Origin of the sequence: Actinokineospora sp. (genome assembly GCF_052390155.1) — a bacterium.
Lineage (GTDB): Bacteria > Actinomycetota > Actinomycetes > Mycobacteriales > Pseudonocardiaceae > Actinokineospora.
The window spans coordinates 14,693-32,162 of sequence record NZ_JBQTHF010000078.1; the positions used below are offsets into that span (position 1 = coordinate 14,693).

Here is a 17,470-nt window from a genome sequence, read left to right on the forward strand (position 1 = left end):
GGCCCGAACTGTGCCGCAAAGCGTAGTGACCGGCCGCCTGCCAGCGCATTCGGGTTACGGGTGACCGCCTGCCGATGGCTCGACCACCCGGGCCTCGGTGACGATCGCGGTGACCAGGTCGGCCGGGGTGACGTCGAAGGCGTAGTTCAGCGCCGCCGTCCCCGCGGGCGCGACCCGGGTGCCCGCGAACTCGGTCAGCTCGGCGCCGTCGCGCACCTCGATCGAGACCGCCGCGCCGGACGGCGTCGCCATGTCCACAGTGGACTCGGGGGCGGCGACGACGAACGGGATGCCCGCGCGGGCGGCGGCCAGCGCGAGCGGGTAGGTGCCGATCTTGTTCACCACGTCGCCGTTGGCCGCGATGCGGTCCGCGCCGACCACGACCGCGTGCACCAGGCCGTTGGCGATCACCGAGGCGCCCGCGGAGTCGACAACGAGCGTGTGCGGGATGCCGAGGCGGCCCAACTCCCACACGGTGAGCCGCGCGCCCTGCAGCAGCGGCCGGGTCTCGTCGGCGTAGACGTGGCCGATGGCGCCGCGCTCGTGCAGCGCGCGCACGACGCCGAGCGCGGTGCCCCACTCGACGCAGGCCAGGGCGCCCGCGTTGCAGTGCGTGTGCACGTTCAGCGGGCCTGCCACCCGGCCCAACAGCCAGTCCGCGCCCCGCTCGCCGAGCGCGCGGTTGACGGTCACGTCGGCTTCGAGCACGGCCAGCGCCTCGGCCACCACGGCGTCGAGGCCGTCGCCGAGCCGGGCCAGCGCCCGGTCGACGCCCCAGGCCAGGTTGACCGCGGTGGGCCGCGCGGCCCGCACCAGCGCGGCCTGCGCGGGAACGTCGTGCGGGGTCACCACGGCGGCCAGCGCGACGCCGAGCGCCCCCGCGACGCCGAGCGCGGGCGCGCCGCGCACGGCCAGCCTGCGAATCGCGTCGACGAGGTCGGCGACGGTGTGCAGGTCGAGCAGGATCAGGTCGTCGGGAAGCCGGGTCTGGTCGATCACGACGACGTGGTCGTCGCGCCAGTCGATGGTGCGCACGGCTCCATCATGGCGGGGTTGTCCCCAGGGCGGGATCACCGTCCGTGCGGAATTGTCGGTGGCCGGGTCTACCTTGCCGCCATGAGTATCGACATCGGCGGCGTGACCATCGATTGCGCCGACCCCCGCGCCCTCGCCGGGTTCTGGACCGCGGCGCTGGGCTATGAGATCACCACCGACTACGACGGCGAGTTCCTGTTCCTGCTGCCCGAGGGCAAGGACATGGGCGAGGCCGTCTACGTCGGCCTGCAGCGCGTGGACGAGAAACGCGCGGGCAAGAACCGCCTCCACCTGGACTTCCACACCGAGGACCGGCCCGCCGAGGTCGCGCGCCTGGTCGAACTGGGCGCGTCCGTACTGGACGAGCACGCCATGCCGGGGCTGACGTGGTCGATCCTGGCCGACCCGGAGGGCAACGAGTTCTGTGTGGGGTCGCGCCACGGGTGAACAGACGGACAGACCTCAGTCGAGCGGCAGCGCGTAGGTGGTCCAGCGGTCGGTGACGGCGAAGCCGCAGCGCTCGTAGACCCCGAGCGCGCCGGTGGCGTTGCCCGAGTCGACGCTGAGCCCGGCCGACGCGAACCCCGCCTTGCGCGCCTCGGCCAGCACGGACGCGAGCAGGGCCGTGGCGATCCCGCGGCCCCGCCACGCGGCGCGGGTGCCGACGTCGCCGATCCAGATCTCGCGGTGCCCGCGGGCCTCGGCGTCGGCGGCCTGGAACCGGCTGAGCACGAACGCGGCCATGGTGCCGGTGGCCTCGTCGCGCAGGTGCACGGAGTGCTCGGGCAGGAACGACTGGCTGCCGGTGAAGAAGTTCCGCCAGAACTCCTCGTCACACTGGGTCGAGCCCCAGTGCTCGGCGAAACAGTCGTTGCGGGTCAGCCGGAGCTCGTCGTCGACGTCGGGGTGGTAGGGCTCGATCCGCAGACCGTCCGAAATGGACAGTTCGGGCGGCGCGGCGGACAGATCGGCGCGCATGTCGAAGAACCAGCGCACCGGGCTGAACCCGGCGGCAGTGAGCATGGCCTGGTGCCCGGCGTTGTTCTGGTGGCTGGTCGAGTGCACCTCCAGCCGCGCCGCCGGATAGCGGGCGGCGTGCTGGGTGCGCGCGCTGTCCACCAGCCGGGCGAGCAGCTCACGGCCGACACCGCGCCGCCGGTGCGACGGCCGAACGGTGCCGACCAGCCACACCCGGTCGAGGTCGGTCACCCCAGAGCGGACCCACGCGGCGCCCTGGGCGACCATGTCGGGTCCGTCGAACGCCGCGACGCTCGCCGCGGCCAGGTCGAGTCCGGTCGCCAGCTCGGCGAAGTCGTCGGCGCCCTCGTGCTCGCCGGTCTCGTCCACCGCCTCGACCGCGGCCACCAGGGCCACCCACGCATCGGTGTCGTCCGGCTGCAACGGCCGCCAGGTCAGGTCCACGTCATCGGACGGTACGCACCCGCGGCGGCGGGCTCGACCGGTTTTCTTCTACGCTCGGCGCGTGCTCGTACTGCTCCCCCCGTCGGAGACCAAGGCCGAGGGCGGCGCGGGCGCCCCGCTCGACCCGGCCGCGCTGTCGTTCCCCGAGCTGACCCCGATCCGGGAGCGGCTGGTCGACGCGCTCGTCGCGCTCGCCGCCGACCCGCCCGCGAGCCGCGCCGCGCTCGACCTGTCCGAACGACAGAACGACGAGGTGGCCCGCAACGCCGCGCTGCGCCGCTCCCCCACCCGCCCGGCGCTGGAGCGCTACACCGGCGTCCTCTACGACGCGCTCGGCGTCGCGGGCTTCACCCGGGCGCAGCGCTCGCGCGCGACCAGGCGGCTCGCGGTGGCGTCGGCGCTGTTCGGGGTGGTGCGCGCGGGCGACCCGATCCCCGCCTACCGGCTCTCCGGCGACACCGTCCTGCCCGGCATCGGCGGCCTGCGCGGCGTCTGGCGGACCGACCTGGCCAGGACGCTGTCCACTGTGGACGACCTGGTGGTCGACCTGCGGTCGGGCATGTACGCGAACCTGGCCGCCGTCCCCGACGCGGTCACGGTGCGCGTGGTCACCGAGGACGGCGCGGGCCGCAGGCTGACCGTCAGCCATTTCAACAAGGCGTACAAGGGCAGGCTCGCCGCCGCCCTGGCGCTCGCCCCGCGCGAGCCGGGGTCGGTGCGCGGGGTGATCTCGATCGCGCGGACCAACGGCCTGCGCCTGGAGCCGACGGGCAGGCGCGCGCTGGATCTGGTGGTCGAATAATCGGTTGCCCGCCCCGATTCGGGCCGGGCAGACTGTGCGGAAGCAGCGGCGGGAAGCGCCGTGGAGCCAGGGAGGTGCCTTGTGCAGACGGTTGTGACAACGACAGTCGCGGTGGTCCAGGCATCGACCGGTCCACCAGCCCCACTCCGCTAGGCGCGCGGTGGGGCATCCTTCCCGATTCAAGGAGACCCACCAGTGCGCAAGCACACCGATCTCGACCGCGACTTCGATTCCAGCGACGACCACGCCGCGTCCCGCACGCGGCAGCTGCGCCGACGCGGCTTCGACGACGATCCCCAGCCACAGCGTTCCGGGCGGCTCACCGAGGCCGAACGCGTCCGCCTGGCCCGCGTCCGCGACGACGCCTACACCGCCGCCGAGGAACTGCCCGACGGCGCCGACCGCTGGTCCACCTGGGGCGACTGCGAGCAGGGCCCGCACCCCCGCCCCGACTGGGTGGTCACCGAACTCGCCGCCGCCGACACCGAACTCGGCGTCCTCAAGACCGGCAAGGAAGCCGACGTGTTCGTCGTCGAACGCGCCGTCCCGGACGGAGAACGCTGTCTGCTGGCCGCCAAGCGCTATCGCAGCGGCGAACACCGCCTCTTCCACCGCGACGCGGGATACCTGGAGGGCAGGCGGATGCGTCGCTCCCGCGAGACGCGCGCGATGGCCAACCGCAGTGCCTTCGGCCGCAACCTGATCGCCGAGCAGTGGGCGGTCGCTGAGTTCGCCGCGCTGTCGCGGCTGTGGTCCATCGGCGCGCCCGTGCCGTACCCGGTCCAGCGCGACGGCACGGAGTTGCTGCTGGAGTTCCTGCGCGACGAGCAGGACCAGGCCGCGCCCCGGCTGGCGCAACTCCGCCCGAACCCCGACGACCTGCGCGAGCTGTGGGCGCAGCTGGTCGCGGCCCTGGAACTGGTCGCCTCGGCCGGGCTCACCCACGGCGACCTGTCCGCGTACAACATCCTCGTCCACGAAGGCCACCTGATGCTGATCGATCTGCCCCAGGTGGTCGACCTGGTCGCCAACCCCGGCGGCCCGGAGTTCCTGGGCCGCGACGTGGCCAACGTGGCGGGCTGGTTCCGCTCGCGGGGGCTGCCGGAGGACGTGGCGAACCCGGCCGATCTGACCGCTCACCTGCTGGTCACGGCCGGTCTGGACTGACCGGGACGGCCGGGGTTCGGCGCCTCGCAGCGTCTGACCCCGGTCCCCCGGGACGGGTCGAATAGTGATCCTGCTCCCGCGATGCGCGGGGTTGGTCAGGCGTCAGGTACGATGAACACGCATCGTGAGCGTCGTCGTTGGCGCTCCCCGCCCGGTTTCGACCATGTGAGACCGGAATGGCCAGCGGTGCCACACCACACCAACGGCGTGAGAATCACGCCGGGCCCGTCTGTGCGAATGTCTGCCGGCCTCCTGCGAAGAGGGCGGAGCCTCCGAGACGTGCCACGTCCCGGAGAGGACCCTGTGCAGAACTCTGCCCTGCCCATGAACGACGCCGACCAGGCTGACCGCAAGCCCCGGCACAGCCAGAGCGGCAAAGGCCGCTACGAGGACGGCACGGTTTCGTTCGCCGACCTCGGCCTGGCGAAGCCGCTGCTGCGCGCACTGAGCGACGCGGGCATCGAAGAGCCGTTCCCCATTCAGGCCGCCACCCTGCCCGACGCACTCGCGGGCCGCGACGTGCTCGGCCGCGCGCAGACCGGCTCGGGCAAGACGCTCGCGTTCGGCCTGGCGCTGCTGTCGCGTCTGGACGGTGGCGAGGCCCGCCCGCTGCGGCCGCGCGCGCTGATCCTGGTGCCCACCCGTGAACTGGCCCTGCAGGTGAGCGACGCGCTCACCCCGCTGGCGAAGTCGCTGGGTCTGTGGTGCCGCACCGCCGTCGGCGGCATGTCCTTCCCCCGCCAGGCCGACGCCCTCAAGCGCGGTGTCGACCTGCTGATCGCCACCCCCGGTCGGCTGTCCGATCACGTCCGCCAGGGCACCTGCATCCTGCACGACGTCCAGTTCGCCGCGATCGACGAGGCGGACCAGATGGCCGACATGGGCTTCCTGCCGCAGGTGCGCGAGATCCTCGACCTGGTCGACCCGGACAGCCAGGTGCTGCTGTTCTCGGCCACCCTCGACGGTGACGTCGACCAGCTCATCAAGCGCTACATGCACAACCCGGTCACCCACTCGGTCGACATCGCCACCGCCAGCGTGTCCACCATGGAGCACCACATGCTCCTGGTGTCCAAGCAGGACAAGGCCGACGTCATCACCGAGATGGCCGCGCGCGAGGGTCGCACGATCATGTTCGTGCGCACCAAGCACCATGTCGACCGGCTGGCCGACAAGCTGCGTTCGGTCGGCGTGCGCGCGGGTGCGCTGCACGGCGGCAAGACCCAGGGTGCCCGCAACCGGGTGCTGAGCCAGTTCCGCGACGGCGACATGCCGGTGCTCGTGGCCACCGACGTGGCGGCCCGAGGCATCCACGTCGACGGCGTGAGCCTGGTCGTGCACGTCGACCCGCCCGCCGACTCGAAGGACTACCTGCACCGGGCCGGTCGCACGGCCCGCGCGGGCGAGTCCGGCACCGTCGTCACGGTCGTCACGCACGACCAGCGCCGCACGGTTGTCCGTCTGACGGACAAGGCGGGCGTGAAGCCGGAGGCCACCAAGGTGCGCCCCGGCGACCCGGACCTGATCCGCATCACGGGTGCCCGCACCCCCAGCGGTGAGCCCGTGATCGAGCGCGCCGCCCCCGCCCGCCCCCAGCGCGGCGGCCCCCGTGGCGCCCACGCCCCCCGCCGCACCACGGGCGGCGACTTCCGCCGCCGCGAGGGCAGCCGCCCCCGCGACAACCACCCGCGCGACGACCACCGCCGCGAGCAGTCCCGCGAAGGCACCCGCGACTTCCGCGACGGTGCCCCGCGCCGAGAGGGTGCCCCCCGCACCCGCGAGTTCCACAGCCGCACCACCGCCGCCCCCGCCCGGGGTTGGCGCGATGGCGACCGCCGGTACAAGTCCGACCGGGGCTGATCACCACAAGGTCGAGGGCCGGTTTCGAGACTCCCCAGTCTTGAACCGGCCCTTCCCTTTCCGCCGGGCCCAAGGTGTCGCGAGAAGCTCGCCAGTCAGGGTCGGTGGAACGCCGTTCGCGGCCGTCCCGCACAGCGAGCCGGGACACCATTGCGCCGCCGCTCGACGCGCGCCCCGCAAAGCCCACCGATCCATGCGCGCCACCACGGGCCATCGGTGCCGCGCCACGCTAACCGTCCAGTTCGGACACCAGCCCCGCCACCGCCCCAATCACCGTGACCGCTGGCGGCCGTATCCCCTGTGCCACAACCTCTCCCGCCACCGAGTCCAAAGTAGACCGCAAGACCCGCTGGTTCCGCATCGTCCCGTCCTGCACCACCACCACCGGCGTCGACTTCTCCCGTCCGCCCGCGATCAGCGCCGCCGCGAACTGATCCAACTTCTCCACCCCCATCATCAACACAATCGTCCCGCCCAGCCGCGCCAACGCCGACCAATCGGTCAACGACGCCGGATCATCGGGCCCGACATGCCCCGACACGACCACCACCTCGTGCGCCACCCCCCGGTGCGTCACCGGCACATCCGCCACCGCGGGCACCGCGAACGCCGAGGTGATCCCCGGAACCACCGTCACCGGCACCCCCGCCCGCGCGCACGCGATCAACTCCTCGAACCCGCGCCCGAACAGATACGGATCGCCACCCTTGAGCCGGACGACGAACTTGCCCGCCTTCGCGTGCGTGATCAGCGCGTCGTTGATGGCGGCCTGGGTGGCGGCGCGACCGTAGGGAATCTTCGCGGCGTCGATGACCTCGACATTCGGCGGCAACTCGTCGAGCAGTTCGCGGGGGCCGAGCCGGTCGGCGACAACGACGTCGGCACGCGCCAGCAGCCGCCTGCCGCGCACCGTGATCAGCTCAGGATCGCCGGGCCCGCCGCCGACCAGCGCGACACCGGGCAGCGAACCGGCCCCCACCTGATCCGCCACGCGGCCCTCGCGCAGGGCGTCGAGCAGGCCGTCGCGGACGGCGGCGGAGCGCTGGTGGTGGCCGCCAGCGAGGACGCCGACCAGCAGGCCGTCGTGCGTACCGCTGGCCGGGGTGACGGCGCTGCCCTCGGTGCCCGCGTCGGCGCGGACGCAGAACACGCGGGCGCGCTCGGCCTCCTCGGCGACGGCGACGTTGACGACCCGATCCGACGTGCAGCACAGCACATACCAGGCGTCGGCGAGGTCGCCGGGCGCGTATGGGCGGCGGTGCCAGCGCACCTCCCCGGCGTCGGCCATCGCCTGCACCGACGGGGTGACCTCGGGCGAGACGACCTCGACGCGCGCGCCTGCCGCGACAAGTCTGGGCAGGCGCCGCTGGGCCACGGTGCCGCCGCCGACCACGACGACGCGACGGCCCGCGAGATCGAGTCCGACCAGGTAGTGCTGCTCAACTGCCATTGCGACAGCATGCCTGGTCGCCCGAGCGGACCCACCGACCATGTGACCTACGCCAATTCGGCGACGGGCCCTACGCCAGTTCGGCGACGACGACCCGGTAGCCGACGCCGCGTACCGACTCGACGCGCACGCCGGAGGCGCCCTCCCGCAGCGAGCGCCGCAGCCGCTTGACCGCCGACACGACCGCCTGGGTGTCCCCGATGTAGGGGCGCCCCCAGACGTGCGTCGTCAGATCGGCGAACGACCATACCCGGCCGGGGTCGTCGGCCAGGGTGAACAGCAGGTCGAACTCCCGCGAGGACATCGGCACCGGCACACCCCGCCAGGTGACCTCGCGCAGGTCCACGTCGAGCCGGAGTTTGCCGCATTCGACGACGCGGTGGGCCGCGATTTTGGGCACCACCACGGGGTCGACGGCGAGCGCGGTGCGCAGCGTGGCGGCGTCGGGCAGGTACAGCACGGCGGCCTGCCCGTGCGTGGCGGCCGCGATCGCCGCGAGCTGATCGCTGGTGGTGCCCACGCACAGCACCAGCGGCGTGTCCATCTTGCCGAGCACCCGAACGCCACCCCCAGGAATCCACTTCGGACGTCATTCACTAACAGGGAAATTCGTCTGCGGCGTGATTCCGTTACAAGAATCCGGTCAGGACACAGTCAGAGCCCGGTCAATGCCCGTGAACCGACCGGAGAACGCCCGGTGGAACACCTTCCTGTACCCACGGACTTCCGGCAGCGTCCATGGGACCGGTAGTCATCGCACGGCTACCGGTGGTCAACACGCGCTGCACCCTGCCGCGCGGGATCGGAGCGACCCGTTGTTACACCCTCCCCACCACCGCGCACGCGGCCGGACCTGGCTCGGCCTGGTCACCGCCGTACTCGCGATGCTCAGCATCTTCACCGTCCCGGCCGCCGCCACACCCCCGGCGGCGGACCCGGGAAACAAGATCGACAAGTCCGTGGCCACCGCCCTGGACGCCAAGGACAGCGCCGACTTCTGGGTGCTGTTCGGCGAGCAGGCCGATCTGTCCGGTCCGTCGCGGGTCGCCGACTGGAACGACCGCGGCCAGGCCGTGCTCGACGCTCTGCGCACCACCGCGGACCGCAGCCAGGCAGCAGTGCGCGCCGAACTGGAGGCGGCCAAGGTCGACTACCAGCCCTACTTCATCGCCAACGCCCTGCAGGTGCGCGGCGGCGACTCGGCACTGGCCGAGCGGCTCGCCAAGCGCGGCGAGGTCAGCAGCATCGTGGCCTCGCAGACCTATGAGCTCCCGACGCCCACGATGGGCACCGCGGAGGCCACGGTCAACTCGGTCGAGTGGGGCATCGCGGCCATCAACGCCGACGACGTCTGGTCGACCTTCGGTGTGCGCGGCGAGGGCATCGTCGTGGCGAACATCGACTCGGGTGCGCAGTTCGACCACCCGGGCCTGGTCGGCAAGTACCGCGGCAACACCGGCGGCGGCACGTTCGACCACAACTACAACTGGTTCGACCCGTCGAGCGTCTGCCCCAGCCCGGCGCCGTGTGACAACAACAACCACGGCAGCCACACCATGGGCACCATGGTCGGCGACGACGGCGCGGGCAACCAGGTCGGTGTCGCACCGGGTGCGCGCTGGATCGCGGCGAAGGGCTGCGAGTCGAGCGGCTGTTCCACCGCGGGGCTGCTGGCCTCGGGCCAGTGGGTGCTCGCCCCGACCGACCTGACCGGCGCGAACGCGCGTCCTGACCTGCGTCCGCACGTGGTGAACAACTCCTGGGGCTCCTCCAACGGCGCGGCGATCGACCCGTTCTACCGCGCGACCGTGCAGGCGTGGCGGGCGGCGGGCATGTTCCCGGCGTTCTCCAACGGCAACTCCGGTCCGGGCTGCAACACCTCGGGCTCGCCGGGCGACAACGTGGAGACCTTCTCCTCCGGCGCGTTCGACATCAACGGAAACATCGCGTCCTTCTCCAGCCGGGGTCCCGGTGAGAACGGCGACATCAAGCCGAACCTGGCCTCGCCGGGTGTCAACGTGCGCTCGACCATCCCGGGTGGCGGCTACAGCGCGTTCAACGGCACGTCCATGGCCTCGCCGCACACGGCAGGCGCGGTCGCGCTGATGTGGTCGGCGGCGCCGACGCTGGTCGGCGACATCGCCCGCACCGAGGAGATCCTCAACCAGTCCGCGGTCGACGTCAACGACGTCACCTGCGGCGGCACCGCGGCCGACAACCACGTCTGGGGCGAGGGCAAGCTCGACGCCTTCGCCGCGGTCGACCAGTCGCCGCGCGGCCCGGTGGGCACGCTCAACGGCACCGTCACCGACGCGGTCACCACCGCGCCGATCGGCGGCGCGCGGGTCACCATCACCGGCCCGAGCAACCGCACCACCACGACCAGCGCGGGCGGCCTCTACACCGCCACGTTGCCGGTCGGCGACTACACCGTGGCGGTCTCGTCGTTCGGTTACGGCGACGGCTCCGGCACGGCCACGATCACCGAGAACCAGACGGTGGTCCGGGACATCGCGCTGAGCCCGGTCTCGCGGTTCACCGTGAGCGGTGTCGTCAGCGACTCGCAGGGCGGCACGGTCGCGAACGCGACGGTGCAGGTGCTCGGTTCGCCCATCCCGTCGGTCATCTCCGGCGCGGACGGCTCGTACTCGATCCCCAACGTCCCCGCGGGCAACTACCAGCTCAAGGCGTCGGCGGGTGGCTGTTCGGACCCGCAGACCCAGGCCCTGACCGTGGACGGGAACGAGACGCTGGGCTTCACGCTGCCCAGCAGGCGCGACTCCTTCGGCCACTACTGCGTCCTGGAGCCCGCGTCCTATGTGGAGGCTGACACCCCGGTCGCGCTGACCGGGGACGACGCCGCGGCCACCGTGCCGCTGCCGTTCGACTTCTTCTACTACGGCAACACCTACCAGAACGCCAACATCTCCACCAACGGTCACATCAACTTCCTGACCCGCAACACCTCGTTCGCCAACGTCGGGCTTCCCACGACGCTGGCGCCGAACGCGGCGATCTACCCGTTCTGGGACGACCTGCTGGTCGACGCGTCCAGCCGGGTGCTGACCAAGACCAGCGGTACGGCCCCGAACCGCGAGTTCGTGATCGAGTGGCGCAACGTCACGTTCTTCCAGGCCACCACGACCCGGATCGACGCGGAAGCGGTGCTGTCGGAGAACGGCGAGATCTCGCTGCGCTACCGGGGTCTGGACCCCGCGAACCCGCGGGAGGCGGGTAACTCCGCGACCATCGGTATCGAGAACCAGACCGGCACGGTGGCGCTGCAGTACTCGCTCAACGCGCCGAACCTGTCCGACGCGCAGTCGATCCGGTTCAAGCTCCCGCCGAGCGGCCTGCTCTCGGGCGCGGTGACCGACGCGAACGACACCCTGGCGCTCGCGGGCGCCACGGTGCGCGTGCTGCGCGACGGTGCCGAGGTGGCCAAGACCACCACCGGTGCCGACGGCAACTACCGGCTGCGGCTGCTGGCCGCCGAGTACACGTTCGAGGTGAGCAAGGAGAACTACGTCACCAGCAGTCGGACGCTCACGGTGAGCGGCGACCTCGCCGAGAACGTGGCGCTCAAGACGCCGAAGGCGGAGTTGGACACGACGCCGCTGTCGTTCCTGGCGCAGACCGGCCAGTTGCGGACCGCGGTGGTGACCCTGCGCAGTACCAGTGACCTGGCGCTGACGTACTCGCTCGCCGACAGCGCGCCGTGGCTGTGGGCGGTGCCGGGTTCGTCGACGCTGAAGCCGGGCCAGTCGCAGGCCATCACGATCCGGGTCGACCCGGTGGGCTTGCTGCCGGGCGTGCACGAGGCCGCGGTCACCCTGACCACGAACGCGGGCCGCACACCGACGCTGACGGTGCCGGTGCAGCTCGTGGTGCCCGCCTACCGGGCTGGTGTCAACGTGGGTGGCACCGGGTTCACCGACCGCAACGCCGACAACTGGGTTCCCGACCAGGCGTGGACTCCGGGCGGCTTCGGCTACCTGAGCCCGGGGCCGATCGTCACCACGAAGAAGGCGATCGCGGGTACCGACGACGACGTGTTGTTCCAGTCGCAGCGCGAGAGCGCGGGCGGCTACCGGTTCGACGCGCTGCCGGGTGGTACGTACCTGGTTGAGCTGGACTTCGCCGAACTCAGGGCGGGCCAGACCCCTGCACGCCGCGTGTTCGACGTGTCGCTGAACGGGACGAAGGTGCTCCCGAACTACGACATCTTCAGCCGCGTCGGCGCACTCACGGCCGACCGGCACGAGTTCTGGGTGACTGTCGAAGAAGGAGGGTCGATCGCGGTCGAACTGGCCGCGCTGCGCGGAAAGCAGCCGCCGGTGCTGAACAACGTGCGGATCACGCACCGTCCTGACCGGACGAGCTAGTCGATAGCCGCGCCTGCCGGGCCGTCACCAGACGGCCCGGCAGGCGCTTTTCCATTCGGTACTCGGTCCGCGAGGGCCATTCGGCCGTGGAGTAAGGTCAGCCTGTCGAGCGCAGAGTTGGGACCGGTGGAGGAGCCGGTCCCGTCGTCGATCCCCTCGGCCAGCACCTGTTCCGTCGCGAGACCAGCGCTGTCCAGCGTGGTCGTCGCCGGGCCCGTGTCCGGCCCACCCGATCGAAGGAGTCTCCCCCCGATGGTGACCCGCCCATTCCCCATCCGCCACGCGGCTGACGAGTTCGCCAAGTCCCGAGCGGACGCGCTCGACCAGCTCACGGTGCAGCGCGGCCGCGCCGCCCTGACCGTCGCGGACCACTCCAACGACGTCGAGGACTGCCGCAGGCTGCTGACGATGCTCGGCCTGGACGCCGCGGCGGAAGCGCCCGACAACGCCCGCCCGGTGTATGTCGCCCCGGTGATGTAGCGCCTACGTGGCGCTCGCGATGTAGCGGCTCAGCTGCTCCGCCAGCGCCCACCGATCGGTCCCCTTCGCGGGCAAGTCCCCGCCGGTGAGCCGCCCTGCCACGGTGTCGGCGACGAACGCGGCCACCGCGGCGGGGTCGGGCACCAGTTCGGCGCTGTGCCGGGCGACGGTCTCCTGTCGCTCGGCCGGGCCGTGCTCGACGGCGATCGACCAGCCGGTGTGCTCGTCCCACAGCAGCATCAGGTCGCGGTCCGGCGGGCCGGGCAAGGCGAGGTAGGCCGTGGCGGTGTCGCTGATCTCGCAGGTGCTGCCCTGTGCGGGCAGGTCGAGCGCGGCGGCCACGGCGCGCAGGTATCCCTCCAGGCCGCGGCGCAGAACGTGCGTGCTGTCCGGCGAGGTGTTCACCTGGTGAACGTTAGTGCCCGCAGCCGTATCCCGGGCATGACGACGACTCGTCGATCTCCCGGGTGACCTCGGGACTCCTGTGTGGACAGTCAGCCCGCGACGCGCCACAGGCCGTCGATGCCCTCCCGGCGGCTGCGGTGGTCCACGTACAGCAGCGACTGGATCACCACGTTCGCGGGCACCAGGACCGTGCCGACCAGGATCGCGGCCAACGCCGCCCCGACGAGGCTGTCGCCGCTGATCCTGGCGAACAGGGTGCTCACCACCAGCGCGAGCAGGCCGAAGATCACCGTGGTGAGCACCGAGATGCCGAACACCCGCCACCAGCCGCCGCCGGTGTGCACCAGCAGCCGGGAGCGGCGTAGCGCCTCGATGACGGTCGAGTCCTCCACCACCACGACCGACGCGCTGAACGCGAATGCCATGGACAGGTAGACCACGCCCGCCAGCGCGGGCAGCAGCAGCAGGATCCCGACCGGACCGGCGGCCAGCGCGAGCACCCCGACCGACGCGAGGCCGCCGATGATCACGACCTCCGCCAGCAGCAGGCCCAGCAGCTTCGGCACCGCGGGCAGTGCCGCGCCGAGAGCGGCGCGCAAACCCGTGGTGTGCCCGAACACCGCACGCGGCACGACGACGTTGACCACGGCGGCGACGAGCACGGCGAACAGCATCGCCACCCCGGACCGGATGCCGTAGTCGGCGAGCATCGGGCGCAGTTCGTCCCACGTCAGCAGGCCGGTCTCGATCTGGGCCTTGGTCGGCAGCGGACCGACGAACAGCGTGGTCAGCAGCCACCGCAAGGATTCCGCGGCCACCGCCACCGCGAACCCGACGACCAGCAGCGCGGCGGCGTTGCGGCGCAAGGCTTGCACGGTGCCGCTGACGAAGTCGGGCAGGGTGAGCGGGCGCAGGGCGACGATGCCCAACTGGATCGCCTCGCCCGTGCGCTCCCGAGGAGCAGGCGTGACGTCGGGCTGCTCGCTCACGACGTCCCCTCGCAGGCTCCGGGACGCCGCTCACGGACGCACTGTGTCGATGGTTCCCTCGCAAGCTCGCTCACGACGCCCCCTCGCAGGCTCCGGGACGCCGCCCACGGACGCACTGTGACACTGGTTCCCTCGCAAGCTCGCTCACTGATCCCCCAAGGGAAGGCGTTCGGTCCACGAGATCGTCCCACGGCCCCGGACGGGAGCTACAGGTAGCCGCCGACGAACTTCAGCGCGTCCGGCAGCACCTCGCGCCAGTAGGCCGCGTCGTGGCCGCCCGGGGTGAACGACGCGACGGGAGCCTTGGTGCGCTCGGCGAGGGTGCGGGCGGTGCCGAGGTAGGTCTTGTCCCCCGTGCCGCACCAGAGGCCGACCGCCATGTTGGAGATCTCGGTGATGTGCCGCAGCGGTTCCGTGCGCTCCCACTGCTCCTGGTCGATGAACAGCCCGGAGCGCTGGGCGTCGGGCCAGGTGTCGAACAGTGTCGGGCTGATCGCGGCGACGGCGGCGGACCCGGGGACGCGGGCCAGGTTGAGCGCGCCCGCGCCGCCCTCGCCGATGCCGAGCATGGCGAACGGGGTGTTGGCGAGGTCGTGGTAGTCGAGCCAGGTGGGGAGTTCGTCGTTGAGCATGCGCTGCGGGTCGTCGTCCTTGTGTCCGACCCAGTTGCCGCCGTCGACCGCGACGACCGCGAACGGCGCGGCGCCCTCCTGGACCAGGGCGGACAGCATGTTCGGCAGGCCGAGGTCGAGGAAGCTCTTGGCGCCGCCCAGGCCGCCGTGCAGGGCCACGCACACGGGGATCGGCTCGGCCGGGATGCCCGCCGGGCGGATGATCACCACGTCGACCTCGCGGTAGCGGCCAGCGGACAGGTTGCGTGCCGTCGTCACCGGCTCTGTCGTCGTCGCGGGCGGCTTGGTGAGCACGAGGTTCTCCCCGGGGCCGCCGGGGACCGCCGTGCCCTGACAGCCCGCCAGCAGGGCCGCTGTCCCGAGACCCAGTCCACCGAACAGGACTGTTCGACGGGATAGTCGAACAGTTCGCGCAGCATTCACAAGTTCTCCGCTCGTCACGGACCCCTGGCGGCGATCTTATGGGTCCGGGGCGTCGCGTGGCACGGTCCACTTGCCACGGGCACCGCGAGGAGGGTCGCGACGACCGTTCTCGCGGCGGTGCACGACTCGGTCGGACCGACGCGCCGGAGTCCTTTCGCCACAGGGCGTACAGCGCCGGTTAATCCACCGTCAAGCTCGCCTTCACGACAACTTCGACGGGCCGCGCGAATCCCGGGAATAGGCGGAGTTGCGTACGTCACACCCGGCCGCCGGGACACCGCTGTCCCTGCGGCCTGGCCACGGATAGCTACCCTGGCAGGTGTCGACCCCGCCGTCGGGCAGGCCGGGCGTGGTCAGCGCGACCAGGTACGGATGGTCGGCGATGTCGGCGTCCTCACCGCCGACGATGTAGGGCCGGACCGGGTCCGACTTTCGGCTGGACTTGGCGCGGTACGGAGTCGGAACGGGATCAGAACGGGATCAGTTCGAACGCCGACGCCGGGCGGCCGCCGAACCGCTCGCCCGTCGTGTCGGCCATCCCGCGCAGAAACGCGTCCGCGTCGGCCATCGGACCGCTCAGCGCCGCCAGGTACGCGGCGTGCGCGCGCAGCGAGGCAACCCCGCGGTCCACTGTGGACGAGATGTCGACCGCGTGCGTCGCCGCGGGAGAGCCCGACACCGCGACCCACCGGACCCCGCCCCACGGCTCCAGATCCGGCTCAGGGAAGACCCACCGGTTGCCCGCGTCGCGGACGGCGTCGAGCACCGCGGCGCCGACGTTGCGGTGGTCGGCCATGTTCAGGAAACCGCCGGGAAAGGTGTCGTGGTGGTTGATCGTGACGACCAGTTCCGGGCGGTGGCGCCGAATCGCGAGCGCCAGGTCGCGACGCAGCGGCAGGCCGTACTCGATCACACCGTCGACGTGGTCGAGGAACTCCACCACGTCGACGCCGACCACCGCGGCCGACGCGATCTGCTCGGCGGTGCGCAGCGGCCCGGCCTCGGCCGGGGACATGCTGTCGATCCCGGCTTCGCCGCGGGTGGCGAGCAGGTAGGCGACCGTGCGGCCCTCGTCCGTCCACTTGGCGATGGCCGACGCGGCGCCGTACTCCAGGTCGTCCGGGTGCGCGACGATCGCCAGCGCCCGCCGCCAGTCCTGCGGCATCGGCTCCAGATCCGTCATGGTTTCCCTACTTTCTGCTGCCCCACACCAGGAACGTCGAACTCGCGGGCGCGACCCCGGTCATCCCGCTGGGCAGTTCGGTCAGGCTCGCCGAGGAGAGTTGGCAGCCGTCGGTGGCGTAGCCCGCGTCCATCAGCACCGCGCGGGCTTGCCCGAGTCGGTCGAGTTCCGGGACCAGCACGACGATCCGGTCGGCGCCCGAGCCCGCGCACGCGCGCACGATGTCCGGCCGCGACGTGCCGACGAACACCGCGTCCGGGCGCGGCAGGCTCGCCAGCACCTCCGGCGGGTCGCCGTCGGCGAGGCACAGGTCGACGCCGTGGGCGCCCGCGTTGGACACGATCCGCACGCACAGCCCGGCGTCGCGCTCGACGGCGATCACGGCGGCGCCGAGCCTGCCCGCCTCGATACCCAGCGCGCCCGACCCGGCGCACACGTCCCACAGCAGGGTGCCCGGCCGCGGCGCGAGCCGGGCCAGGGCCAGCGCCCGCACCTCCGGGGCGATGCCCACCCCGGAGCGGGTCGCGAACGCGCTGTCGTCGAGCGCCCAGCCGTCGACCGGCGGCACCGGCTCGCCGCCCGCGATCCACGGGTCGTGCCCGACCGAGTCCAGCGACACCAGGCACAGCACCAGGTTCGGCTCGCGCCACCGGCGCCGCTCGGCCTCTGTCGCGTCCACTATGGACAGTTTCTCGGTCGGCCCGCCGACGTCCTCCAGCACCGCGATGTTGCGTCGCCAGCCGTCGAGTTCGCGGGCCAGTTCGGTCGGACCGGCACCGGGCGCGGTGATCACCGCGACCGCCTTGCGGGCCCGGCACACGTTGACCGCGTGCCGGAAGTCGCGCCCGCGCGCGCTGACCACGGTGATGTCGTCCCACGGCCGCTTGATCATCGCGGCCATCCGCTGCAGGTCCGACACCGCGGGCCAACTCGTCGCGGGCACGCCCGCGGCCCGCAGCGCGCGCAGCACGCCGAAGAACCCGGGGTCGCCGGAGACCAGCACCACCGCGGACTCCGCCGTGCGCAGCGCGTCCACTATGGACTCGGTCACCCCGGCGGCGGGGAGCTCGATCGTGCGCTCCACCGCCGCCACGTGGGTGTCCAGCAGCGCCCGGGCGCCGACGACCAGGTCGGCCGCGCCCAGCACCACCTCGGCGCCCGGGGGCAGCGCGCCCCGTTCGACGCCGATCACGGTCACGGTTGCCGTCATGTGTCTCATTCGATCACGAACCGACAA

General features: G+C 72.1%; 15 protein-coding genes. 6 read left to right on the top strand and 9 right to left on the bottom strand.

Going from position 1 to position 17,470, the window contains the following annotated elements:
* Positions 1 to 54 precede the first annotated feature (54 nt).
* Positions 55 to 1,035 carry an S-methyl-5-thioribose-1-phosphate isomerase gene (gene mtnA / locus ACT4N7_RS24980; protein WP_444831281.1) on the bottom strand — a complete coding sequence of 327 codons (981 nt, stop codon included), beginning with the start codon at positions 1,033 to 1,035 and terminating at the stop codon, positions 55 to 57.
* Positions 1,036 to 1,116: 81 nt separating this feature from the next.
* Between mtnA and ACT4N7_RS24985 the strand changes: the two genes are divergently transcribed.
* Complete coding sequence (locus ACT4N7_RS24985) at positions 1,117 to 1,482, top strand: VOC family protein (protein WP_444831282.1); 366 nt, start codon at positions 1,117 to 1,119, stop codon at positions 1,480 to 1,482.
* Positions 1,483 to 1,497: 15 nt separating this feature from the next.
* Here the strand turns inward: ACT4N7_RS24985 and ACT4N7_RS24990 are convergent, their stop codons facing one another.
* A complete protein-coding gene (locus tag ACT4N7_RS24990; protein ID WP_444831283.1) occupies positions 1,498 to 2,457 on the bottom strand; it encodes a GNAT family N-acetyltransferase in 960 nt (319 codons plus the stop codon).
* 61 nt (positions 2,458 to 2,518) lie between these two features.
* On the opposite strand from ACT4N7_RS24990, the gene yaaA reads away from it, so the two are divergent.
* The 3 genes from yaaA (at position 2,519) to ACT4N7_RS25005 (ending at position 6,286) form a co-directional block, all read left to right on the top strand.
* Entirely contained in the window at positions 2,519 to 3,259 is a 741-nt protein-coding gene (yaaA, locus tag ACT4N7_RS24995; protein ID WP_444831284.1) for a peroxide stress protein YaaA, read from the top strand.
* A 195-nt stretch (positions 3,260 to 3,454) separates the two neighbouring features.
* On the top strand, positions 3,455 to 4,426 hold the full coding sequence (locus ACT4N7_RS25000; protein ID WP_444831285.1) for a serine protein kinase RIO: 972 nt from the start codon (positions 3,455 to 3,457) through the stop codon (positions 4,424 to 4,426).
* Positions 4,427 to 4,750: 324 nt separating this feature from the next.
* The gene (locus ACT4N7_RS25005; protein WP_444831311.1) at positions 4,751 to 6,286 is read left to right on the top strand and encodes a DEAD/DEAH box helicase; all 1,536 of its coding nucleotides are present in this window, start codon (positions 4,751 to 4,753) and stop codon (positions 6,284 to 6,286) included.
* A gap of 229 nt (positions 6,287 to 6,515) precedes the next feature.
* Here the strand turns inward: ACT4N7_RS25005 and cobA are convergent, their stop codons facing one another.
* Both cobA and ACT4N7_RS25015 read right to left on the bottom strand, forming a co-directional pair.
* Complete coding sequence (gene cobA, locus ACT4N7_RS25010) at positions 6,516 to 7,736, bottom strand: uroporphyrinogen-III C-methyltransferase (RefSeq protein WP_444831286.1); 1,221 nt, start codon at positions 7,734 to 7,736, stop codon at positions 6,516 to 6,518.
* Positions 7,737 to 7,806: 70 nt separating this feature from the next.
* Positions 7,807 to 8,292 carry a winged helix-turn-helix domain-containing protein gene (locus ACT4N7_RS25015; RefSeq protein ID WP_444831287.1) on the bottom strand — a complete coding sequence of 162 codons (486 nt, stop codon included), beginning with the start codon at positions 8,290 to 8,292 and terminating at the stop codon, positions 7,807 to 7,809.
* A 259-nt stretch (positions 8,293 to 8,551) separates the two neighbouring features.
* On the opposite strand from ACT4N7_RS25015, the gene ACT4N7_RS25020 reads away from it, so the two are divergent.
* Positions 8,552 to 12,121 carry a carboxypeptidase regulatory-like domain-containing protein gene (locus tag ACT4N7_RS25020; RefSeq protein WP_444831288.1) on the top strand — a complete coding sequence of 1,190 codons (3,570 nt, stop codon included), beginning with the start codon at positions 8,552 to 8,554 and terminating at the stop codon, positions 12,119 to 12,121.
* A 252-nt stretch (positions 12,122 to 12,373) separates the two neighbouring features.
* The gene (locus ACT4N7_RS25025) at positions 12,374 to 12,601 is read left to right on the top strand and encodes a hypothetical protein (RefSeq protein WP_444831289.1); all 228 of its coding nucleotides are present in this window, start codon (positions 12,374 to 12,376) and stop codon (positions 12,599 to 12,601) included.
* A gap of 3 nt (positions 12,602 to 12,604) precedes the next feature.
* Here the strand turns inward: ACT4N7_RS25025 and ACT4N7_RS25030 are convergent, their stop codons facing one another.
* The 5 genes from ACT4N7_RS25030 to cbiE all read right to left on the bottom strand — a co-directional run bounded on the left by ACT4N7_RS25030 (position 12,605) and on the right by cbiE (position 17,443).
* Positions 12,605 to 13,006, bottom strand: coding sequence for a DUF6292 family protein (locus ACT4N7_RS25030; protein WP_444831290.1), 402 nt, complete (start codon positions 13,004 to 13,006; stop codon positions 12,605 to 12,607).
* An 89-nt stretch (positions 13,007 to 13,095) separates the two neighbouring features.
* On the bottom strand, positions 13,096 to 13,995 hold the full coding sequence (locus tag ACT4N7_RS25035) for a hypothetical protein (protein ID WP_444831291.1): 900 nt from the start codon (positions 13,993 to 13,995) through the stop codon (positions 13,096 to 13,098).
* A 206-nt stretch (positions 13,996 to 14,201) separates the two neighbouring features.
* Entirely contained in the window at positions 14,202 to 14,921 is a 720-nt protein-coding gene (locus tag ACT4N7_RS25040) for an alpha/beta hydrolase (RefSeq protein WP_444831292.1), read from the bottom strand.
* Between the two features lie 598 nt (positions 14,922 to 15,519).
* Positions 15,520 to 16,233, bottom strand: a complete 714-nt coding sequence (locus tag ACT4N7_RS25045; RefSeq protein ID WP_444831293.1) for a PIG-L deacetylase family protein — start codon at positions 16,231 to 16,233, stop codon at positions 15,520 to 15,522.
* A gap of 7 nt (positions 16,234 to 16,240) precedes the next feature.
* Entirely contained in the window at positions 16,241 to 17,443 is a 1,203-nt protein-coding gene (cbiE, locus tag ACT4N7_RS25050) for a precorrin-6y C5,15-methyltransferase (decarboxylating) subunit CbiE (protein ID WP_444831294.1), read from the bottom strand.
* Positions 17,444 to 17,470: the final 27 nt, after the last annotated feature.